This is a genomic window from Lutibacter sp. Hel_I_33_5, assembly GCF_007827455.1.
Taxonomy (GTDB): Bacteria; Bacteroidota; Bacteroidia; order Flavobacteriales; family Flavobacteriaceae; genus Polaribacter.
On sequence record NZ_VISM01000001.1, the window covers coordinates 3,084,650 to 3,101,420 of the forward strand.

Sequence of the window (16,771 nt, forward strand, 5' to 3'; positions counted from 1 at the left end):
GGTCATAAACGATACAGTGTTCTCGACTGCGCTCGAACTGACATTAACATAAAAAGAAAAATAAAAGTGTCTCCTCGAGCGCAGTCGAGAGGTTTTAAATTATATACAATTTTCGATTAAATTGTAACTGACAAAACATAAAACAAAATACCATGGAATTACCTAAATTTTTACTAGCAGATAATAGCAATTTTCCAGACGATATTTTTGTATTACATACAGAATATCCTCGTTTTTTAATTAACTTAAAAGATGACGAAGTTGAATGGTACGAGGACTTATCTGGAGAAAAAGAAGAAGATATTACGGAAGAGTTAGCCGATTTAATGGATAAAGCAGGCGCTTTTTACGATGCGGAAATGAAAGGGTTAGAGTAAGATTCTATGAGTTTTTTGCTAAAAAAGTAAAAACAACAAAAACGAATGTATAAAGAGCATTTTAATACCCTTTATACATGAGTAATAAGCTTTTAAATCATTACTTCGCTAATTTGAAATATAGGCTCTATGTTGGTGTAATTTGGTATATCGCCCATTATTTTATCGGCATGTGGCCCAAATGAATTCTGAAAAGCTTCAACAGATTCAAAATATATATTTCCCATTGCTTGAAAAGGAGCTGCAGAATCTGGTGCGCCACCAGCAAGGCCTTTTTCTACAGTTGCGCCTTTTACAGCATCTCCTAATAGCTCTGCAACCATGGGTATATGTTTATTGCAGTAATAATCCATATCAAATGTTTTGCCTTCTCCGTCTGGGTATAGTACACTAACTTTAGTTTTTGCGTTACTCATTTTTAATTGTTTTTATTTGTTTGGCCCGTTTTTTTTAGTGGATTCTGGACTCCACTTAACATATTATAGTAGTATTCAATTGTATTTAATAGTAAGCTAATATAGAACTTAAAAAACAAAAATCTAGATGTAAAAAACCTGTTTTTCAGTATTTTTAATTCAAATCAATAATACTTTATCACCAAAAAGAAATCTGGTTTAGGGATATCAAAAAAACGACTTGAGTTTTTTTGATAAAAAAGTAAGCGGAAAACAATTATTATCTAATCTTGTTGTACCCAGTTATTTATTGTTTTCATTCCAAAAAGAATCAAATATGCTAATAAAGAGTTCAATTGATTTTTCGGATAATATTTTTCTTGCTTTATTCCGTACTTCCTTTTTTGAGCTTAAAATTGAAAAAATAGTAGAAAACTCTTTCTTGTTTACATTACCTTCTCGTTCTTTATTGAAAATTAATTTATATAAATCAAGTTTTTCTTTTTGTGTAAAACAAGATTCTATTTTCTTGTTGTCAATCGGTAAAACCTTAATTATATTGTTATTTAATTCATATTCATCAATATATCTTTTTTGTGCTTTCTTTCCTTCTTTATCTGAATCTAAAAGAACATAGAAATTCGTATTCCAACCGATATTTAGAGAAATTAATGAATTTAAATTCTGTGCTGATGTTCCAGGGTAGATAACAAAATCTTTTTTCTTTTTTGGAAAGCAAATAGAAAACATAGTTTCTAAAACTTTTAAATCTGAAGGACCTTCTGTTAGAATTGCTTTTTGCCAAGGAATGTCAAAATTGTTTGGAATGATATTTAATATGTTAGCTAAAGGCTGATAGTAGGTTTGATTTGATTTATCTTGCTTTATATAGTCGCTCCATAATGTTGTTGTCACAATACCATCTCTCTTAACTACATATGTGTTTTTAATGTTTTCTAATGATATAAGATACTGACTGTGAGTAGAGTATATTACTGAGGTGTCTTCAACTAATTTTTGAAAATCTTCTATCATATTTTGTTGAGCGGTTGAATGTAAATTTGATGCAGGCTCGTCAATTAAGAAAATTGGTCTACCAAGGCCTAATCTTAATTTTTTTCTTCTAAATTCTGTCTTCATTAAGAACGACAAATACCAAAGAGCTCCTTTACTACGTTCTTCAACATTAAAAGTAGTTCCGTCTGTGTCAGTTATTGAAATCTCAAAATATTTACTTCCTAGATGATTAAATTTAAGTTCAGTTTCATCAATATCTTTAACACCAGATAAATCTTTCCATTTTTCAGAGAATGTTTCATTGAATTTTTTATTCACTCTTTTTAATACAGTATCAGCATCATTACGTCTTGGATTACTTTTTGAAAAGAATTTGTTGAAATTGGCAATGCTATACTCTTTATTTGTATTGTAAAATAAACCATCTATTATATCATACCAATCAGAATTAAATGCATCATTGCCTTTAATTATATGTATCTTGTCTGGAATTCTATCTTTAAAATCTTCAAAATAAATAATGTAAGGTGAATGTTTAACTATTTCCTTTGCAATTAATTTAGAAACTTTATTTTTTGTAAACGGGTGGTCAGTAACAAATTCATAATAAGGTGTTTTTGGATTTCCATTTTTAAATGGGAAAACTCGAGAAATAATAACTTCTTTTTTAGTATTTATTTCCCTTAAAAAACCTTCAATGTTTTGTTGGTCAGATGAAGATATATTAGTTGCTCTAATTATACTTTTAAACCAATCCATTTTGATTGGTTCATCAATTTCGATATGCGATGTTACTTTTGCACTTTCATTAGAGTTTATATTTGATTTATTTCTAATTGACCGATAAAATTCATTTAAGAATTCAGGACGTGGGTCATTAGTATAATCAAAGGATTCTATTGCTTTTAAGATTGTTGTTTTTCCAGATTCATTTAAACCTAGAAGGAGAACTAAGTCATTTTTTTTAAGACTTATTTCTATTTGTTTAATACCTTTATATTGTTCTATTGTAAAGTTTTTATATATCATATTTATTCAGAGAGCTATTTTTTTATTGGGTACAATTTATTTGATATGACCGAGTTTCATTACTGAAAACAAACACATAGCAATTGTTTTATTTTAAGATAGTTAACAAAGTTAAGGAAATTGTTTTAAAGTTTTAATAGGTGTAAACACCTAATCTTCATTAAAATCAATAGTATTTCTATTTAGTATCAATTTTTTTTATAGTGGGTTCCTATATTTTAATAACAAACAGTTTTAATTTTAGTAGCATTTAGCTAAGTTTGTTATCCAAAAAATAACATAACAATTAAAAATATATCAAGATGAGTAATCACAGCGATGGCGATATCAGTAAATGTCCGTTTATGAGTGGCGGACAAAAAGAAAGTGCTGGTGGCGGAACTACCAATAGAGATTGGTGGCCAAACCAATTAAAATTAAACATCCTTAGGCAAAACTCTACAAAATCAGACCCAATGAATGCTGATTTTAATTATGCTGAAGAATTTAAATCGCTAGATTTAAAAGCATTAAAGGACGATTTATATGCATTAATGACCGATTCTCAAGATTGGTGGCCTGCAGATTACGGACATTATGGTGGGTTATTTATTAGAATGGCATGGCATAGTGCAGGAACGTATAGAATTCAAGATGGTAGAGGAGGAGCTGGTTCTGGTACGCAACGTTTTGCGCCGTTAAACAGTTGGCCAGATAATGGTAACTTAGATAAAGCACGTTTATTATTATGGCCAATCAAACAGAAATATGGTAAAAAGATTTCCTGGGCAGATTTAATGATTTTAGCAGGAAACTGCGCCTTAGAATCTATGGGGTTTGAAACCTTTGGTTTTGGTGGTGGACGTGAAGACGTTTGGGAACCAGAACAAGATATTTTCTGGGGATCAGAAACAGAATGGTTAGGAGATAAACGATATAGTGGAGAACGCGATTTAGAAAATCCGTTAGGTGCTGTACAAATGGGATTGATTTATGTAAACCCAGAAGGACCGAATGGAAATCCAGATCCGTTAAAATCTGCCATCGATATTAGAGAAACTTTTGCTCGTATGGCAATGAATGATGAAGAAACTGTTGCCTTAGTAGCAGGTGGACACACATTTGGAAAGGCACACGGTGCAGCAGATCCAGATAAATATGTAGGTAGAGAACCAGAAGCGGCAAGTATAGAAGAGCAAGGAAAAGGTTGGAAAAATACTTTTGGAAGCGGAAAAGGTGATGATACCATTACCAGTGGTATAGAAGGAGCTTGGACGCCAAATCCTGCTAAATGGGATCACGATTATTTTAGAGTATTATTAGACTACGATTGGGAATTAACTAAAAGTCCAGCTGGTGCAAACCAATGGAAACCAACCGCAGCGTCTAATCCAGATATGGCACCATCGGCACACAATGCATCAGAAAAGAAAGATTTAATGATGACTACGGCTGATATGGCGTTAAAAAAGTTTCCAGATTATTTAGCAATTTCTAAACGATTTAGAGACAATCCAGCTGAATTTGAAGATGCGTTTGCAAGAGCGTGGTTTAAATTAACGCATAGAGATATGGGGCCAATTTCGTTATACTTAGGTTCTGAAGTACCTAGTGAAACATTAATATGGCAAGATCCAATTCCTGCTGTAAATTATACGGTAATTAATGATGCTGATGCTGAAACCTTAAAAGGAAAAATTTTAGCTTCTGGATTATCTGTGTCTCAATTAGTTTCTACAGCATGGGCTTCTGCATCCACATTTAGAGGGTCAGACAAGCGTGGTGGAGCAAATGGTGGTCGTTTACGTTTATCACCTCAAAAAGATTGGAAAATTAACAATCCAGCTGAATTAGCAAAAATTATTGCAATTTTAGAGGGTGTTCAAAGTGATTTTAATAACGGAGATAAGCAAGTTTCTATCGCAGATTTAATTGTTTTAGGAGGTTCTGCAGCGATTGAGAAAGCAGCTAAAAATGCTGGACATACAATTAGTGTTCCTTTTACAGCAGGTAGAGCAGATGCAACGCAAGAGCATACAGACATCGAATCTTTTTCTGCATTACAACCTTCTGCAGACGGATTTAGAAACTTTATTCATCCAAGACATACTTCTTCGGCAGAAGAATTATTAGTAGATAGAGCACAATTATTAACTTTAACAGCACCAGAAATGACTGTTTTAGTTGGTGGTTTACGTGTGTTGAATGCTAATTATGATAAATCGAATCATGGTGTGTTTACCGATAAGAAAGAAACGTTATCAAACGATTTCTTCGTGAATGTTTTAGATTTAAGTACAACTTGGTCTGCAACTTCTGAAGATGATAAAATCTTTGAAGGAACGAATAGAAAAACAGGTGCATTAAAATGGACAGGTTCTAGAGCAGATTTAATTTTCGGTTCAAATTCTGAACTAAGAGCAATCGCTGAAGTGTATGCGAGTGCAGATGCGCAAGGTAAATTTATTAACGATTTTGTTGCCACTTGGACAAAAGTGATGAACTTAGATCGTTTTGATTTAAAATAATATCAAATAAATATTTCTAATAACAAAGGCGGTTTTTTAACCGTCTTTGTTGGTTTTATAAAGTATTAGTTGCTAATTATATTGTTTAAGACAAATGTCATTTCGACTGAAATGGAGAAATCTTAATTATATGGTGAGATTTCTCAACTGCACTGCGTTTCGTTCGAAATGACAAGTTTGTTTTATAAAGTATTGTAAAACCCAATCTGTCATTCCTGCGAAGGCAGGAATCTATTTTAAAAAAAACTCAATCATGAGATTTCTGCCTACGCAGGAATGACAATTATTTGTCTATCACAAGATTGAATGCTAATTATTTAGCTTTTTCCACTAATTCTAACTTGGCAGTAGTGGTTTTTGTAGTGAAAACTCCGTAGTTGATAGTTACATTCTTTTTTTCAATTTTATCGATAGTTCCAACTGCGTTGCTATCAATAATTCTAACACGGTCGTTTACTTTGTAGATATAGTTTGCTCTTTCTTTTGCAATTTTATCAGCTTCAATTTTCTTTTCCTTTCTAACTTTTACAACTTTAGCTAAAACTTCTTTCTCTACTTTTTCTATAATTTCTTTTTTTACGGCTACTTTTCTCTTTTCCTCTTTTTTCTCAACCTTGGTTTTCTTTTTTAGAGGCGCTTTTTTTATGTGCTTTGTTTTTTCTGCGGCAACCCATTTATTAAAGTTAGCATTCAGCTCTTTTTTATTATTGGTCTGAAAGTATTTATTGAGCAATTCATTTGTTTTCCTTCCTAAAGACAACATTTTCTGATTGCTATCATACAATTCTTGAAAACCAGATAGCTTTTCTTGTAATCGATCTTCCTTTTCTTGAAGACTTTCAATATGTTCTTTACCTTTAGATTTCTGTTTTTCTAAGCTATCAGAGTTTTTTTGAAGCCTGTTGCGTTCTTTCTGTAGTTTAGAAATGGTTTTATCTAAACGAATTTTCTCTGTTTCAACTCGTTTTTTTGCCTTGTTGATTAAACTATAGGGAATTCCGTTTTTCTGAGCTACTTCAAACGTAAAAGAACTCCCAGCTTGTCCAATAAACAGCTTATAGAGCGGTTCTAAGGTGCGTTCGTTAAATTGCATGCTTGCATTGGTAACGTTTTCTAATTCGTTGGCTAAGACTTTTAAATTAGCATAATGAGTGGTGATAATTCCGAACGCATTTTTTGCATAAAACTCTTCTAAGAATATTTCTGCTAAAGCGCCACCTAATTCTGGATCAGAGCCAGTACCGAATTCGTCAATTAAGAAAAGTGTGTTGTCATTACATTTGCGTAAAAAATAGCGCATGTTTTTTAAACGATAACTATAAGTACTTAGCTGATTTTCAATAGATTGGTTATCGCCAATATCAGTAAGAATCGTATCGAAAATAGACGTTGTACTGCGTTCATCCACAGGAATTAACAACCCACTTTGCAACATTACTTGTAACAAGCCAATGGTTTTTAACGTGATACTTTTTCCACCAGCATTCGGGCCAGAAATTACAATAATTTGTTGCTGATGATGTAATTTTATTGATTGTGGTACGGTAGTTATTTCTTGCTCCTTATTTTTTTTCCATAAAATGGGATGTACCGCATTTTTAAAATCAATCTTTTTTTCTTTGGTTATTTTAGGTAACAACCCATTTATTTCTCTAGCATATTTTGCTTTCGCTCCAACGGAATCTAAATGCGTTAAGAATTTAATATATTCTTTTAAAAGTGGCGTGTAGGGTCTAATTTTTTCAGATAAATCACGTAATATTTTTACAACTTCTTGTTTTTCTTCGTACAATAAGTTTTGTAATTCTCTTGCATAGGCTAACGTTGCTTGTGGAGCAATAAAAACAATGCCTCCAGATTTTGAAGCGCCTAATAAACTTCCTTTAACTTTTCTTCTGTGCATGGCTAAAACAGCCAAAACTCGCTGATTATCAACTACAGATTCTTTAATATCATCTAAATATCCAGAAGCAATACATCTGCTAAGCGCGTTAGAAAAACTCTGACCGATTTTACCGCGAATATGTTGGGTGTCTTTTCTTATTTGTTTTAAAACCGGTGAAGCGGTGTCATTTACTTCTCCATTCAGATTGATGATTTTTTTAATTTCCTCAATAATAAATGTGGTAAACTCGATGGTTTCTGTATTCTCAAAAAAAGTAGGAAACTGAATTTTAAATTTTTTAAAAAATTTAATCAATTCATTCACTGTAGTTGAGGTAGCCGATATTTTTAGAAAAGCTTCGGTTTCTATAAATGAATTTTCTATGGCAAGCCGATCAATATTTTCAATGATATTATCAAAACCATGATTCGGAATTCTATTTTCACTTTCAAAAGAGGATAGATATTCGTTTACCAAATTCAACTCTTTAAATAGAGCATTATTATTGGTGTAGGGTTTTGTTCTCTTAATTTTATTTTTTCCTAAATCAGTGATACAAAATTCTGCAACGTGTTGTAAAACCGTTGTAAACTCTAAATCTTGTAATGTTTTTTCTGATATGTTTTTAATCAAAATCCTATCTTTGAAATCGCAACAAAAGTAACAAAGAATGGAGTTATATATAGTGGAACTTTATAGTTTTTTAGCACCTAAAGTTTTAAAACAGCTCTAAAAATGTTTTTTTATTCGCTTTCGAGATTGGAACTCTATAAGAATTATCAAGTACAATATACCCTTCATTATCAAAATGCCTTACTTTTTCTAGATTTATAATATGTGATTTGTGACATTTAAAAAAAATAGAACTCAACACCTTTTCAAATTTACCTAGATTATAGGAACTGACTATTGTAGTATTATTAATTAAATGAAATTTTGTATATCCTTTATACCCTTCTAAATGTAGAACTTCTTCTTGAGGTATGAATGAAGTTCCATTAACCGTTTGTATAATAATCTTGTTGTTTTTAGATAAAGTATTGGTTAATAGGTTTACAAGTTTATGATTGTTTTGAGTATTTTCTTTTGTTGTAATAAATGTTACTGCTTTATTTATTGCCAGAACTAAATCTGCATCATCAATAGGTTTTAAAACATAATCTATTGCATTTTGTTTAAAAGCTTCAATAGCATATTCGCTATAAGCTGTAATAAAAATGACTTGAAAATTGATTTCATTTAATTGCGATAACAACTCAAACCCATTAATTCTAGGCATTTCAATATCTAAAAAAACAATATCTGGTTGTTGAGTATTTAAGTACTGTATTGCATTTTCTGGTTTTTGAAATGTTTGTAATATCTCTAAATCTGGAAATAATTTACCCAGTTTTTGTTCTAATCCTTTTAGATTAGAAATTTCATCGTCTATTAACACAGCAGTTAAATTCATAGTTTTATTTTTGAGTAATTAAAAAGGTTACTTTGTGACCTTTATCATTTATAGTTGGGTTTAGCTCTTCTTGTTTGTATGTTATTTCCCATAATCCAGAACTGTTTAAAAATTTAAGTCTATCTTCTAAAACATTAGATGATTTTATTTTTATACTAGTTTTCTTTTTAGTGTTTAAAAGTCCTACACCATCATCTATAATTTCTACTTTTACACTTTTTTCAGTTAGATGTATAAAATTAATGATCACAGTTCCATTTTCAATTTTATTAAAAAGACCATGATTTATAGCATTTTCTACAATGGGTTGAATAAGCATAGTAGGAAGCTTAATAGCATCTAAGTTAATCTTTTTATCAATATTAATACTGTATTCAAATTTATCTTTAAAACGAAGTTTTTCAATATCTAAATAGTTTTTAATCAGTTTTGCTTCTAGGTTGATACTAATCTCAGTTTCTTTAGATAATTCAAAAAACTGACGAATTAATTTCGAAAATTTAACCAAATACAATTCTGATGCTTCTATTTCATTATTATTGATATAATATTGAATGGCTGATAAAGAATTAAATACAAAATGTGGATTCATTTGAGAACGCAACGCTTTTAATTGTATTTCTGAAAGCTGTTTTTCTTGCAATAATTTATTATTTTTCTTTTCTTGATTTTTTATACTAATCCTCCAAAAAATGTATGCTATGATTCCACCACAAACTATAATTACAAGAAATTTAAACCAAATTAGTTGCCACCACAAAGGTTTTATAGTAAAGTTAAATTTTGATTCTTTTGTGCCCGATTTTACATGAAAAACATAAGAATCTGGTTTTAAACTATTAAAATTAAAATTATTGGAAGCTGTTGTATTCCATTGATTTTGAATATGTTCTAATTTGTAAGTGAAGCTAGAAGTATTGCTGTCAGAAAAATTTATAGCATTTGCTTTTAAACTTAACGTAGCATTGGTTTGGTATTTTATACTAGAATTCGATGTTATTAATTGGGAGTTATAGGTTGCTTTTTCAACAAAAAGATCTAACAATAAATTACTTTTTATTTGATTGATAGGCACTCTTGCTAACCCATAATTTGTACCAACAAAAAGTTCTTTATCATCAACAAAAATGGTATTAATATTATTGCTTGGCAAACCATCATTTATGGTGTAATTTCTTATAACTTGGTATTTTTTAGTTCTTTTTTTAAGATGTAATACGCCATTGTTTGTAGCCAACCAAATATCATTTTTATTAATATATGCTTCTTGTACGCTTAAATGTTCTGTTCCTATTAAAGGTTTTATGGTATTTAAATCTGTAATATAACTACCAAAACCATCTGTATTAACCAATAGTTCTGTTTTACTTAATGCTTTAATACTTAATATAGGTTTATTAAAGTTTTCATTTTTAAAAGATATGTCTTGTATTGTATTGTTTATTAATTCTTTAAAACGATTTGTTGTTGCTATTATAAGCCTAGAATTAAAAACCAAAAGATCTGTACAACCTTTTAAAGCTATCTCGTTTTTTATTTTGTAGGTTTTATGATTAAATATAGAAAATCCACCAGAAGTCATTCCATACATCTCTGAATTAAAAAATGCTACTTTTTTAATTCCACCATATATGTAGTTTAATTTTTTATTCTTTGATTGGTTATTTGTAAATCTATTTTTTTGATTATTATGGGTAGTAATAAATGTTCTATTTAAGAAAAATGTTTTATTTAAAGCAGCTACATTTTGCGCACCAAAACAATACTCGTTAGCTGCTATATAAGGATTAAAAGTTTTACTTTTTTTATTATATTTAAAATATCCTTTATTATAAACCCCCATTAACAAGTTGTTATTAATAACATTAAAGGTCTGTATCTTATCATCAATAAAATTATACGTTACTTGTTGTTTACTTGCTGGCAGTTTATAAATACCTTTATTAAAGGTAGATAACCAAATAGTGTTTTGCCTATCTATAAAACCAAAATGTGCATTTACATGCGATGGAAAAAAGTATGGTTTTATAATTTTAAAATTATTATCTAAAAAACCAACAAACCCTTTTCCAGTAATTTGTAGCTTTTTGTCTACCAAATTAATACGCGGATATTTTATAGCAGTTTTATCAATTTGGTCTTTAAAACTATAAGTTTTAAACTCTAATGAATTTAGGTTTAATATAGAATATTTTTTAGTTGAAGTATAAAAATAAATGCTATCATTAATTTGCCCTCTAGCACCATTACTATAACTATATAAATTTGATTTAAATTGTTTTAATAGTTTCTTTTGATTATTATATATATCAAAAGTATTTTTATCATAATTTGGTGTAAAATGCCCTACATTGTTATGAATTACTTGATGAAAAGCATGTAGTTTTGATACCGGTTTTGGCGCTTTAATTTTTTGCCACTCCTTATTTTTTAGTTTGTATGTGTTTCTTGGTCCAGCAGGAAAAACACTGTCTTTTATCTGTATAGAAAAAAGAGGGTTTATAATCTCATCTTTTATTTTATTAGAAAAAACATGTACACTGTCATTTTCTATATATCCTTGTTTTGTAGATTTTGAAAAATACCATATTTTACCATCTGGTGTCGTAAAAGCATCCCAAATATCGTTAGTTGGTAACCCATTTTTAGTTGTAAAAGTTTTAAAGGTTTTACCATTAAATTTAGCCATGCCTTTGTCTGTTAAAAACCACATAAAGCCTTTAGCATCTTGTAAAATGGTATAAACGTGATTACTTGGTAAACCGTCTTTTGTTGTATAATTGGTGTAGTTTTGGGCAAAAGAAAAACTACATATTAATATAGCAAACAGTGTTATATGCAGTTTTAGTGCTTTCAATGAAATAGCAGTTTTTATCAAATATACAATTAAAGGCTCTTAATGTAAAAAGAAACACACCTTTACTTTTGTAAAGGTGTGTTTTTTAAGAAGCTATTCAATCATAACTTTAGTAGTCTTTTTAAAGTTATTTCCATTTGTTTTTAAAATGTAAATACCTTTAGGGTAATTAATCAGATTAATTCTGTTGTCTCCACTTTTAATTTTAAACTTCATTAATTCTTTTCCGTTTAAATCATATAATATAGAGTTACCAGCTTCTCTAGAATAAATATTCATATAATTCTTTACTGGATTTGGATAAACAAAGAATGATGATTTTTTGTTTTCATCTATTGTAGAAAGTACCTTGTTATCTTTTACTTCTACTTCTCTTAAAATTAATTCTTCTTTATAATTACCAAACTTATCTAATACCGAAACTTTAAAATATAAAGTAGCTACATAACTACAACCTATGCAATCTTTTTGATAAGGTAGGTTATAGGCCAAACTTAATTTAGCTTCTTTTTTATAATCTACACCCTCTTTTGTCCACCAAGATATTTCATTAAAGACTGTATTGCCATTATCTTTATTGGTATAAATAGGATTCTTAAGTTCCATTTTTTCATTAGACAGTTTACTATTTAATGGGTCTAAAGAAATTTTTGGATTCAATTTACTATCTTCTTCATTTGTATATTTAATATCAGAATAAACTAAGTTTACTTTATAATCTGTTATAAATTCAGAATCTACAGTAAATGTAAACTCATCTACTATTCTTATAACTCCAATATCTTCAACTACTTCGTGAATTGAATCATCTGCGATAAATGGTCCAATACAACAAATAATATCTGGTGTATCACAAGCATCACCAATTCCATCATTATCTGAATCTAATTGATCAGGATTTTCAATTGTAGGGCAGTTGTCTACATTGTCAAAAATTCCATCACCATCAGTATCTGTAACACAAGGATCACAAGCATCACCAATTCCATCATCATTTGTGTCTTCTTGGTTAGGATTCGAAATTTTTGGACAATTATCACATGCATCAAATTCACCATCACCATCTGTATCTACTTCACCACAAGGAGTAGGGTCACAAGCATCACCAATACCATCTCCATCTGTATCTAGTTGATCTAGATTTGCATTGTCTGGACAATTATCTTTTTCGTCACAAATAAAATCTCCATCTCTATCTATACATGGATCACAAACGTCTCCAATCCCATCGCCATCAATATCAGATTGATCTTCATTTGCAATTAAAGGACAATTATCACATGCGTCTCCAATTGTGTCATTATCAGAGTTTAATTGATCTGGGTTAGCAGTATCTTTACAGTTATCACATGCATCACCAATACCATCATCATCAGAATCTGTTTGATCTGTATTAGATGTATTTATACAATTGTCTTCAACGTCACAAATACCATCACCATCTGTATCTTTACATCCACCTTCACAATTTAAGAATTAACTAATTGAAATTCATTACCCACAATAGTAACAGTAACCTCTCCAGAATAAGGGTTAGAAAAAGAATAGCCATCTTGAGCTTCTTCTCTTACTGTATAATCTCCAGCTTCTAAGCCATAGAATATATACAAACCATTAACATCTGTTATAGCAGTATCAATTAGGGTATTCGAACTATCATAAAGGTTTACTGTCCAGTTTGATAAAACATTTTCATTAGCCTGTAATTCACCATCGCAATTTGCATCTAAATATTTTCTACCATAAATAGCGCCTAAGTTATTACAACAGTTATCACCTACCATTATATTATTTTGGCTAGTAATATCTCCTTGAACAGCAACCCTTGTGATGTTGCTGCATCATCTCTATGTTCAATAACTAAATAATAAGTACCTTGGTTAAGGTTTATTGTTTGTATTAATGAAGTTGGTGTTTGGAAATTAGCAGTTGTTATAGAATTTGGTACGTGGCTTACAATAGTATTAACCACAACATCTCCTTCAGCTCGATAACCAATAGAGGCCCAATTATCAGATAAAAACTTAAATCAAATTCTACATCACATTTTCTAATAAACAAATTTTCTTTCAAATTGATAAGATTCAGTAGTGTTTGTATTTCTGTTATCTACAGAAGCAGTATTAGTCATAAATTCTGATATATACCTAGCACCAATTAAATTAGCCCAAGCACTGTTTGGAGATATTACATTCCCAGGAGAATCAAAATTAATATTATTATTAGGATTTGGCCCGCTTTTTAAAATCCATTTACTGTCTACATTCCCTGCTACTATTGGAATAAGTGAATTTGTTACAGTACTAAACCCAGTAGAAATATTTATCTGAGTGACTGTATCTGTCCTAACGGGCAAGTATCACAAACATCACCAGCACCATCTCCATCTATATCTTCTTGATTAGGAACAATTATATCACAAACGTCTCCTATATCATCTCCATCTGAATCTTCTTGGTTAGGGTTTTCAATATATATACAATTGTCGCAATCATTTCCAAAACCATCATTATCAGAATCTAATTGCTCTGGGTTTGGATTCTCTATACAATTATCACAAGCATCACCTACACCATCACCATCAGAATCTTTTTGGTCTTTGTTTGGTTCTCTAGGACAATTATCACAAGCATCACCTACACTATCTCCATCTACATCTATTTGTTTTGGGTTGTATGTTGTAGGGCAATTATCACAATCATCTCCAATTCCATCTCCATCTTTGTCTTCACCACAAGGATCAAAACAAACATCACCTATACCATCCATTAACATCTAATTGATCTGGGTTTGGTTTTTCTTTACAATTATCACAATCATCACCAATTCCATCTCCATCTGAATCTAATTGCTCTGGATTCGAAGTATAAGGACAATTATCACAAGCATCTGGAAATCCATCATTATCTCTGTCTGGACCATCACCTTTAATACAATCTGGGTCACATGCATCTCCTATACCATCATTATCCTCATCAGATTGATCTGGGTTAGGATTTTTTGGACAATTATCACAAGCATCTTTATAACCATCACCATCTGAATCTTCACCTTCTTGACAAATAGGATCACAAATATCACCAATACCATTTTGATTTACATCTATTTGATGTGGATTGTATCTTCTTGGACAATTATCACAAGCATCAGGAAAGCCATCTTTATCTCTGTCTGGCCCTTCACCTTTTATACAAGGATCACATGCGTCACCAATACCATTACCATCAGAATCTAATTGATCTGTGTTTGGTTTTTCTATACAATTATCACAGTCATCTGGTACACCATCACCATCTGTATCCTTAGGGTCTTTACTAATACAGGGAATTTTACATTCTGATGCACAGAAATTATCTAATGCAATAATTTCATCATTTACGTTGTCATAATCAGAATCAAATAAAATACCACTTACATTAGTGATTAATTGATTCCAAGCATTTTCAGCATTTGCACCTGTTAAAGGAGTAGAGCTATTAGCATTAAATAATTGCCAACTACCTAAATCATTATTTGGTACTGTATTGTTTGTAGCTTTGTAAATTGGTAAGCAATAGTTTTTCCAATTAGCATTTGGTAATGTTTGGTTTGTTGAATTACCAACAAATACAGCCCTAAGTCTAGTATTTAGTTGTGCTATACTATTTATTTGGTTACCAGTATAAATAGATAATTTAGGAGCTGTATCTGTAGTTGTCGTTTTTGGATCATATTTTAAAGAAAATCGAAACACATACAATTACCTGGATATTTTTGTAACCAATCTCCAAAGAAATCTTTATTATTAATAAGGCTAGATTCTTTATCACTATTTGTAAATCTAATAATGTTTTGTTGTTCTTCTTCTAAATCAAAAGCTACATCCAATAAATTATCATTTAGCCAATTTTCTTTATTATAATCTTTTTCAAAATCAATACAGCCATCAATTACTACAGGAGGTTGACAAGCATCACCAACTCCATCACCATCTGTATCTAATTGGTTAGGGTTGTTTTTTGTTTTACAATTGTCGCAAGCATCACCAATACCATCTCCATCTGTATCTAATTGATCAGCATTGTCTATACCTGGGCAGTTATCTTTTACAACAGCACAGACATTTGCTGGTGATAAATTAATAGGAGTACCTCTATCCAAATAATCTACACCAGTTAAACTAAAGGTATTACAAATCGTACTATTTATTTGCTTCATTTTTTACAATAGTAGGAATGTCTATATTTATTTCATCTCCGTACACAAATAAATAATTGGTTAGTGATGTAATTTTTAATGTATTATTAATTAATGTAGCACTAAAATCAATTGTATTATTATTAAATGCTCCACCATTTGTAGAAACAGAAATTGTTTCCGAACCTAAAGTGTAATTTACATTTGGCAAGCCATCTGTAATTACTAAATCTTTAAATTCTAAATTCCCTAAATTTTTTATATTTAAGCGATATAGAATTTCTTGACCTGGAAAACATTTGGTATCGAATTAGAGTTTGTCCATGTTGTACCATTGTCTAAGCTTTGCAATTTTTCAGTTCTAATTCCTGCTAATTCTTTTACATTAACATACACAGGACTAGATGTTTTAGAAGTTTCGTCACCATCTAATGTAAATTTATTTGCATATCTACCTGGGGGAGCATTGTTGTTAACTCTAACATCAAACTCTATAAAAGTTATCAATACGATATTCTCCACCACAATTATGACCAATATTAGGGATTGTCCATTTTAAATCCGTACCACTAGGATCATAATTACTGTGATTTGAAGTTACATTAAAATTATTAACATTTCCTGAAATCGTTGGGTTGCAACCTGGGTTTTGACCTAAAGGAGAGGAATAAGAACTTTCGGAGCCCAAATAAGTAAAATTTGAATCTAATAAATCAGATATTACTACATTGTTTAAATCGTCTGAACCTGTACTTAAGATTCTTAATCTGTAACGAATTATATCTCCTGGACTAAAAAATTGATTACTATTACCACAAATAGATTTCTGAACAAAAATTTTCACTTTTGGTTCACTAACGATAAATGACTCAGTAGCATTTTTAGTTAATAAAGTTGTGTTGTTCGCAAAATTAAATGATGCATTTGCAGTGTTTGTAATGGTGGTACTAGGCAATACATTACTATTAATATTAAAATATACTTTAGCTAGAAAGGTCCAGTTTACCAAGGCTAGAGTCTAAATCTACTCTTATAGAATCATCAATACCTGTTGAAATTGTACTTATATTAGAGG

16 protein-coding genes and 2 pseudogenes are annotated in these 16,771 nt (G+C 30.4%); 2 read left to right on the plus strand and 16 right to left on the minus strand.

Translation table 11 applies throughout. The annotated features are described in order from the left end of the window. Window positions 1-152 precede the first annotated feature (152 nt). Window positions 153-377, plus strand: a complete 225-nt coding sequence (locus OD91_RS13330) for a hypothetical protein (protein ID WP_144896867.1) — start codon at window positions 153-155, stop codon at window positions 375-377. A gap of 92 nt (window positions 378-469) precedes the next feature. Here OD91_RS13330 and OD91_RS13335 read toward each other — a convergent pair whose 3' ends face one another. Beyond that, entirely contained in the window at window positions 470-793 is a 324-nt protein-coding gene (locus OD91_RS13335; protein WP_144896868.1) for an EthD family reductase, read from the minus strand. 282 nt (window positions 794-1,075) lie between these two features. Then, a complete protein-coding gene (locus OD91_RS13340; RefSeq protein WP_144896869.1) occupies window positions 1,076-2,818 on the minus strand; it encodes an AAA family ATPase in 1,743 nt (580 codons plus the stop codon). A gap of 302 nt (window positions 2,819-3,120) precedes the next feature. Between OD91_RS13340 and katG the strand changes: the two genes are divergently transcribed. Continuing rightward, on the plus strand, window positions 3,121-5,325 hold the full coding sequence (gene katG / locus OD91_RS13345; RefSeq protein ID WP_144896870.1) for a catalase/peroxidase HPI: 2,205 nt from the start codon (window positions 3,121-3,123) through the stop codon (window positions 5,323-5,325). Between the two features lie 313 nt (window positions 5,326-5,638). Here katG and OD91_RS13350 read toward each other — a convergent pair whose 3' ends face one another. The 14 genes and pseudogenes from OD91_RS13350 to OD91_RS13405 all read right to left on the minus strand — a co-directional run bounded on the left by OD91_RS13350 (window position 5,639) and on the right by OD91_RS13405 (window position 16,651). Then, window positions 5,639-7,843 carry a DNA mismatch repair protein MutS gene (locus OD91_RS13350; protein WP_144896871.1) on the minus strand — a complete coding sequence of 735 codons (2,205 nt, stop codon included), beginning with the start codon at window positions 7,841-7,843 and terminating at the stop codon, window positions 5,639-5,641. 85 nt (window positions 7,844-7,928) lie between these two features. Further along, window positions 7,929-8,663, minus strand: coding sequence for a LytTR family DNA-binding domain-containing protein (locus tag OD91_RS13355; RefSeq protein WP_144896872.1), 735 nt, complete (start codon window positions 8,661-8,663; stop codon window positions 7,929-7,931). 4 nt (window positions 8,664-8,667) lie between these two features. Further along, window positions 8,668-11,520 (minus strand): histidine kinase, encoded by a 2,853-nt coding sequence (locus OD91_RS13360; RefSeq protein ID WP_144894370.1) that lies wholly within the window; start codon window positions 11,518-11,520, stop codon window positions 8,668-8,670. 93 nt (window positions 11,521-11,613) lie between these two features. Further along, window positions 11,614-12,180, minus strand: coding sequence for a T9SS type A sorting domain-containing protein (locus OD91_RS13365; RefSeq protein ID WP_144896873.1), 567 nt, complete (start codon window positions 12,178-12,180; stop codon window positions 11,614-11,616). Window positions 12,181-12,369: 189 nt separating this feature from the next. Next, window positions 12,370-12,969 (minus strand): annotated as a pseudogene (locus OD91_RS13740) (thrombospondin type 3 repeat-containing protein); the annotation flags it as partial. A gap of 20 nt (window positions 12,970-12,989) precedes the next feature. Beyond that, the gene (locus OD91_RS13375; RefSeq protein WP_144896874.1) at window positions 12,990-13,304 is read right to left on the minus strand and encodes an SdrD B-like domain-containing protein; all 315 of its coding nucleotides are present in this window, start codon (window positions 13,302-13,304) and stop codon (window positions 12,990-12,992) included. Window positions 13,305-13,570: 266 nt separating this feature from the next. Beyond that, a complete protein-coding gene (locus OD91_RS13380; RefSeq protein WP_144896875.1) occupies window positions 13,571-13,876 on the minus strand; it encodes a hemagglutinin in 306 nt (101 codons plus the stop codon). Next, entirely contained in the window at window positions 13,843-14,289 is a 447-nt protein-coding gene (locus tag OD91_RS13605) for a thrombospondin type 3 repeat-containing protein (RefSeq protein ID WP_255513269.1), read from the minus strand. The genes OD91_RS13380 and OD91_RS13605 overlap by 34 nt, the downstream gene beginning before the upstream one ends. Then, window positions 14,273-15,253, minus strand: a complete 981-nt coding sequence (locus OD91_RS13610; RefSeq protein ID WP_222428682.1) for a thrombospondin type 3 repeat-containing protein — start codon at window positions 15,251-15,253, stop codon at window positions 14,273-14,275. Before OD91_RS13610 ends, OD91_RS13605 begins: the two co-directional genes overlap by 17 nt. Further along, entirely contained in the window at window positions 15,235-15,717 is a 483-nt protein-coding gene (locus OD91_RS13745; protein WP_186434459.1) for a thrombospondin type 3 repeat-containing protein, read from the minus strand. The genes OD91_RS13610 and OD91_RS13745 overlap by 19 nt, the downstream gene beginning before the upstream one ends. Beyond that, complete coding sequence (locus OD91_RS13395; protein WP_255513270.1) at window positions 15,701-15,907, minus strand: hypothetical protein; 207 nt, start codon at window positions 15,905-15,907, stop codon at window positions 15,701-15,703. Before OD91_RS13395 ends, OD91_RS13745 begins: the two co-directional genes overlap by 17 nt. Window positions 15,908-15,925: 18 nt before the next feature. Then, window positions 15,926-15,976: pseudogene (locus OD91_RS13750) on the minus strand (hypothetical protein); the annotation flags it as partial. Then, window positions 15,961-16,203: a hypothetical protein gene (locus OD91_RS13400; protein ID WP_144896877.1), complete on the minus strand. Its 243-nt coding sequence runs from the start codon at window positions 16,201-16,203 to the stop codon at window positions 15,961-15,963. The pseudogene OD91_RS13750 and the gene OD91_RS13400, both read right to left, overlap by 16 nt. Then, window positions 16,181-16,651, minus strand: coding sequence for a hypothetical protein (locus OD91_RS13405; RefSeq protein ID WP_222428683.1), 471 nt, complete (start codon window positions 16,649-16,651; stop codon window positions 16,181-16,183). The genes OD91_RS13400 and OD91_RS13405 overlap by 23 nt, the downstream gene beginning before the upstream one ends. Window positions 16,652-16,771 lie beyond the last annotated feature (120 nt).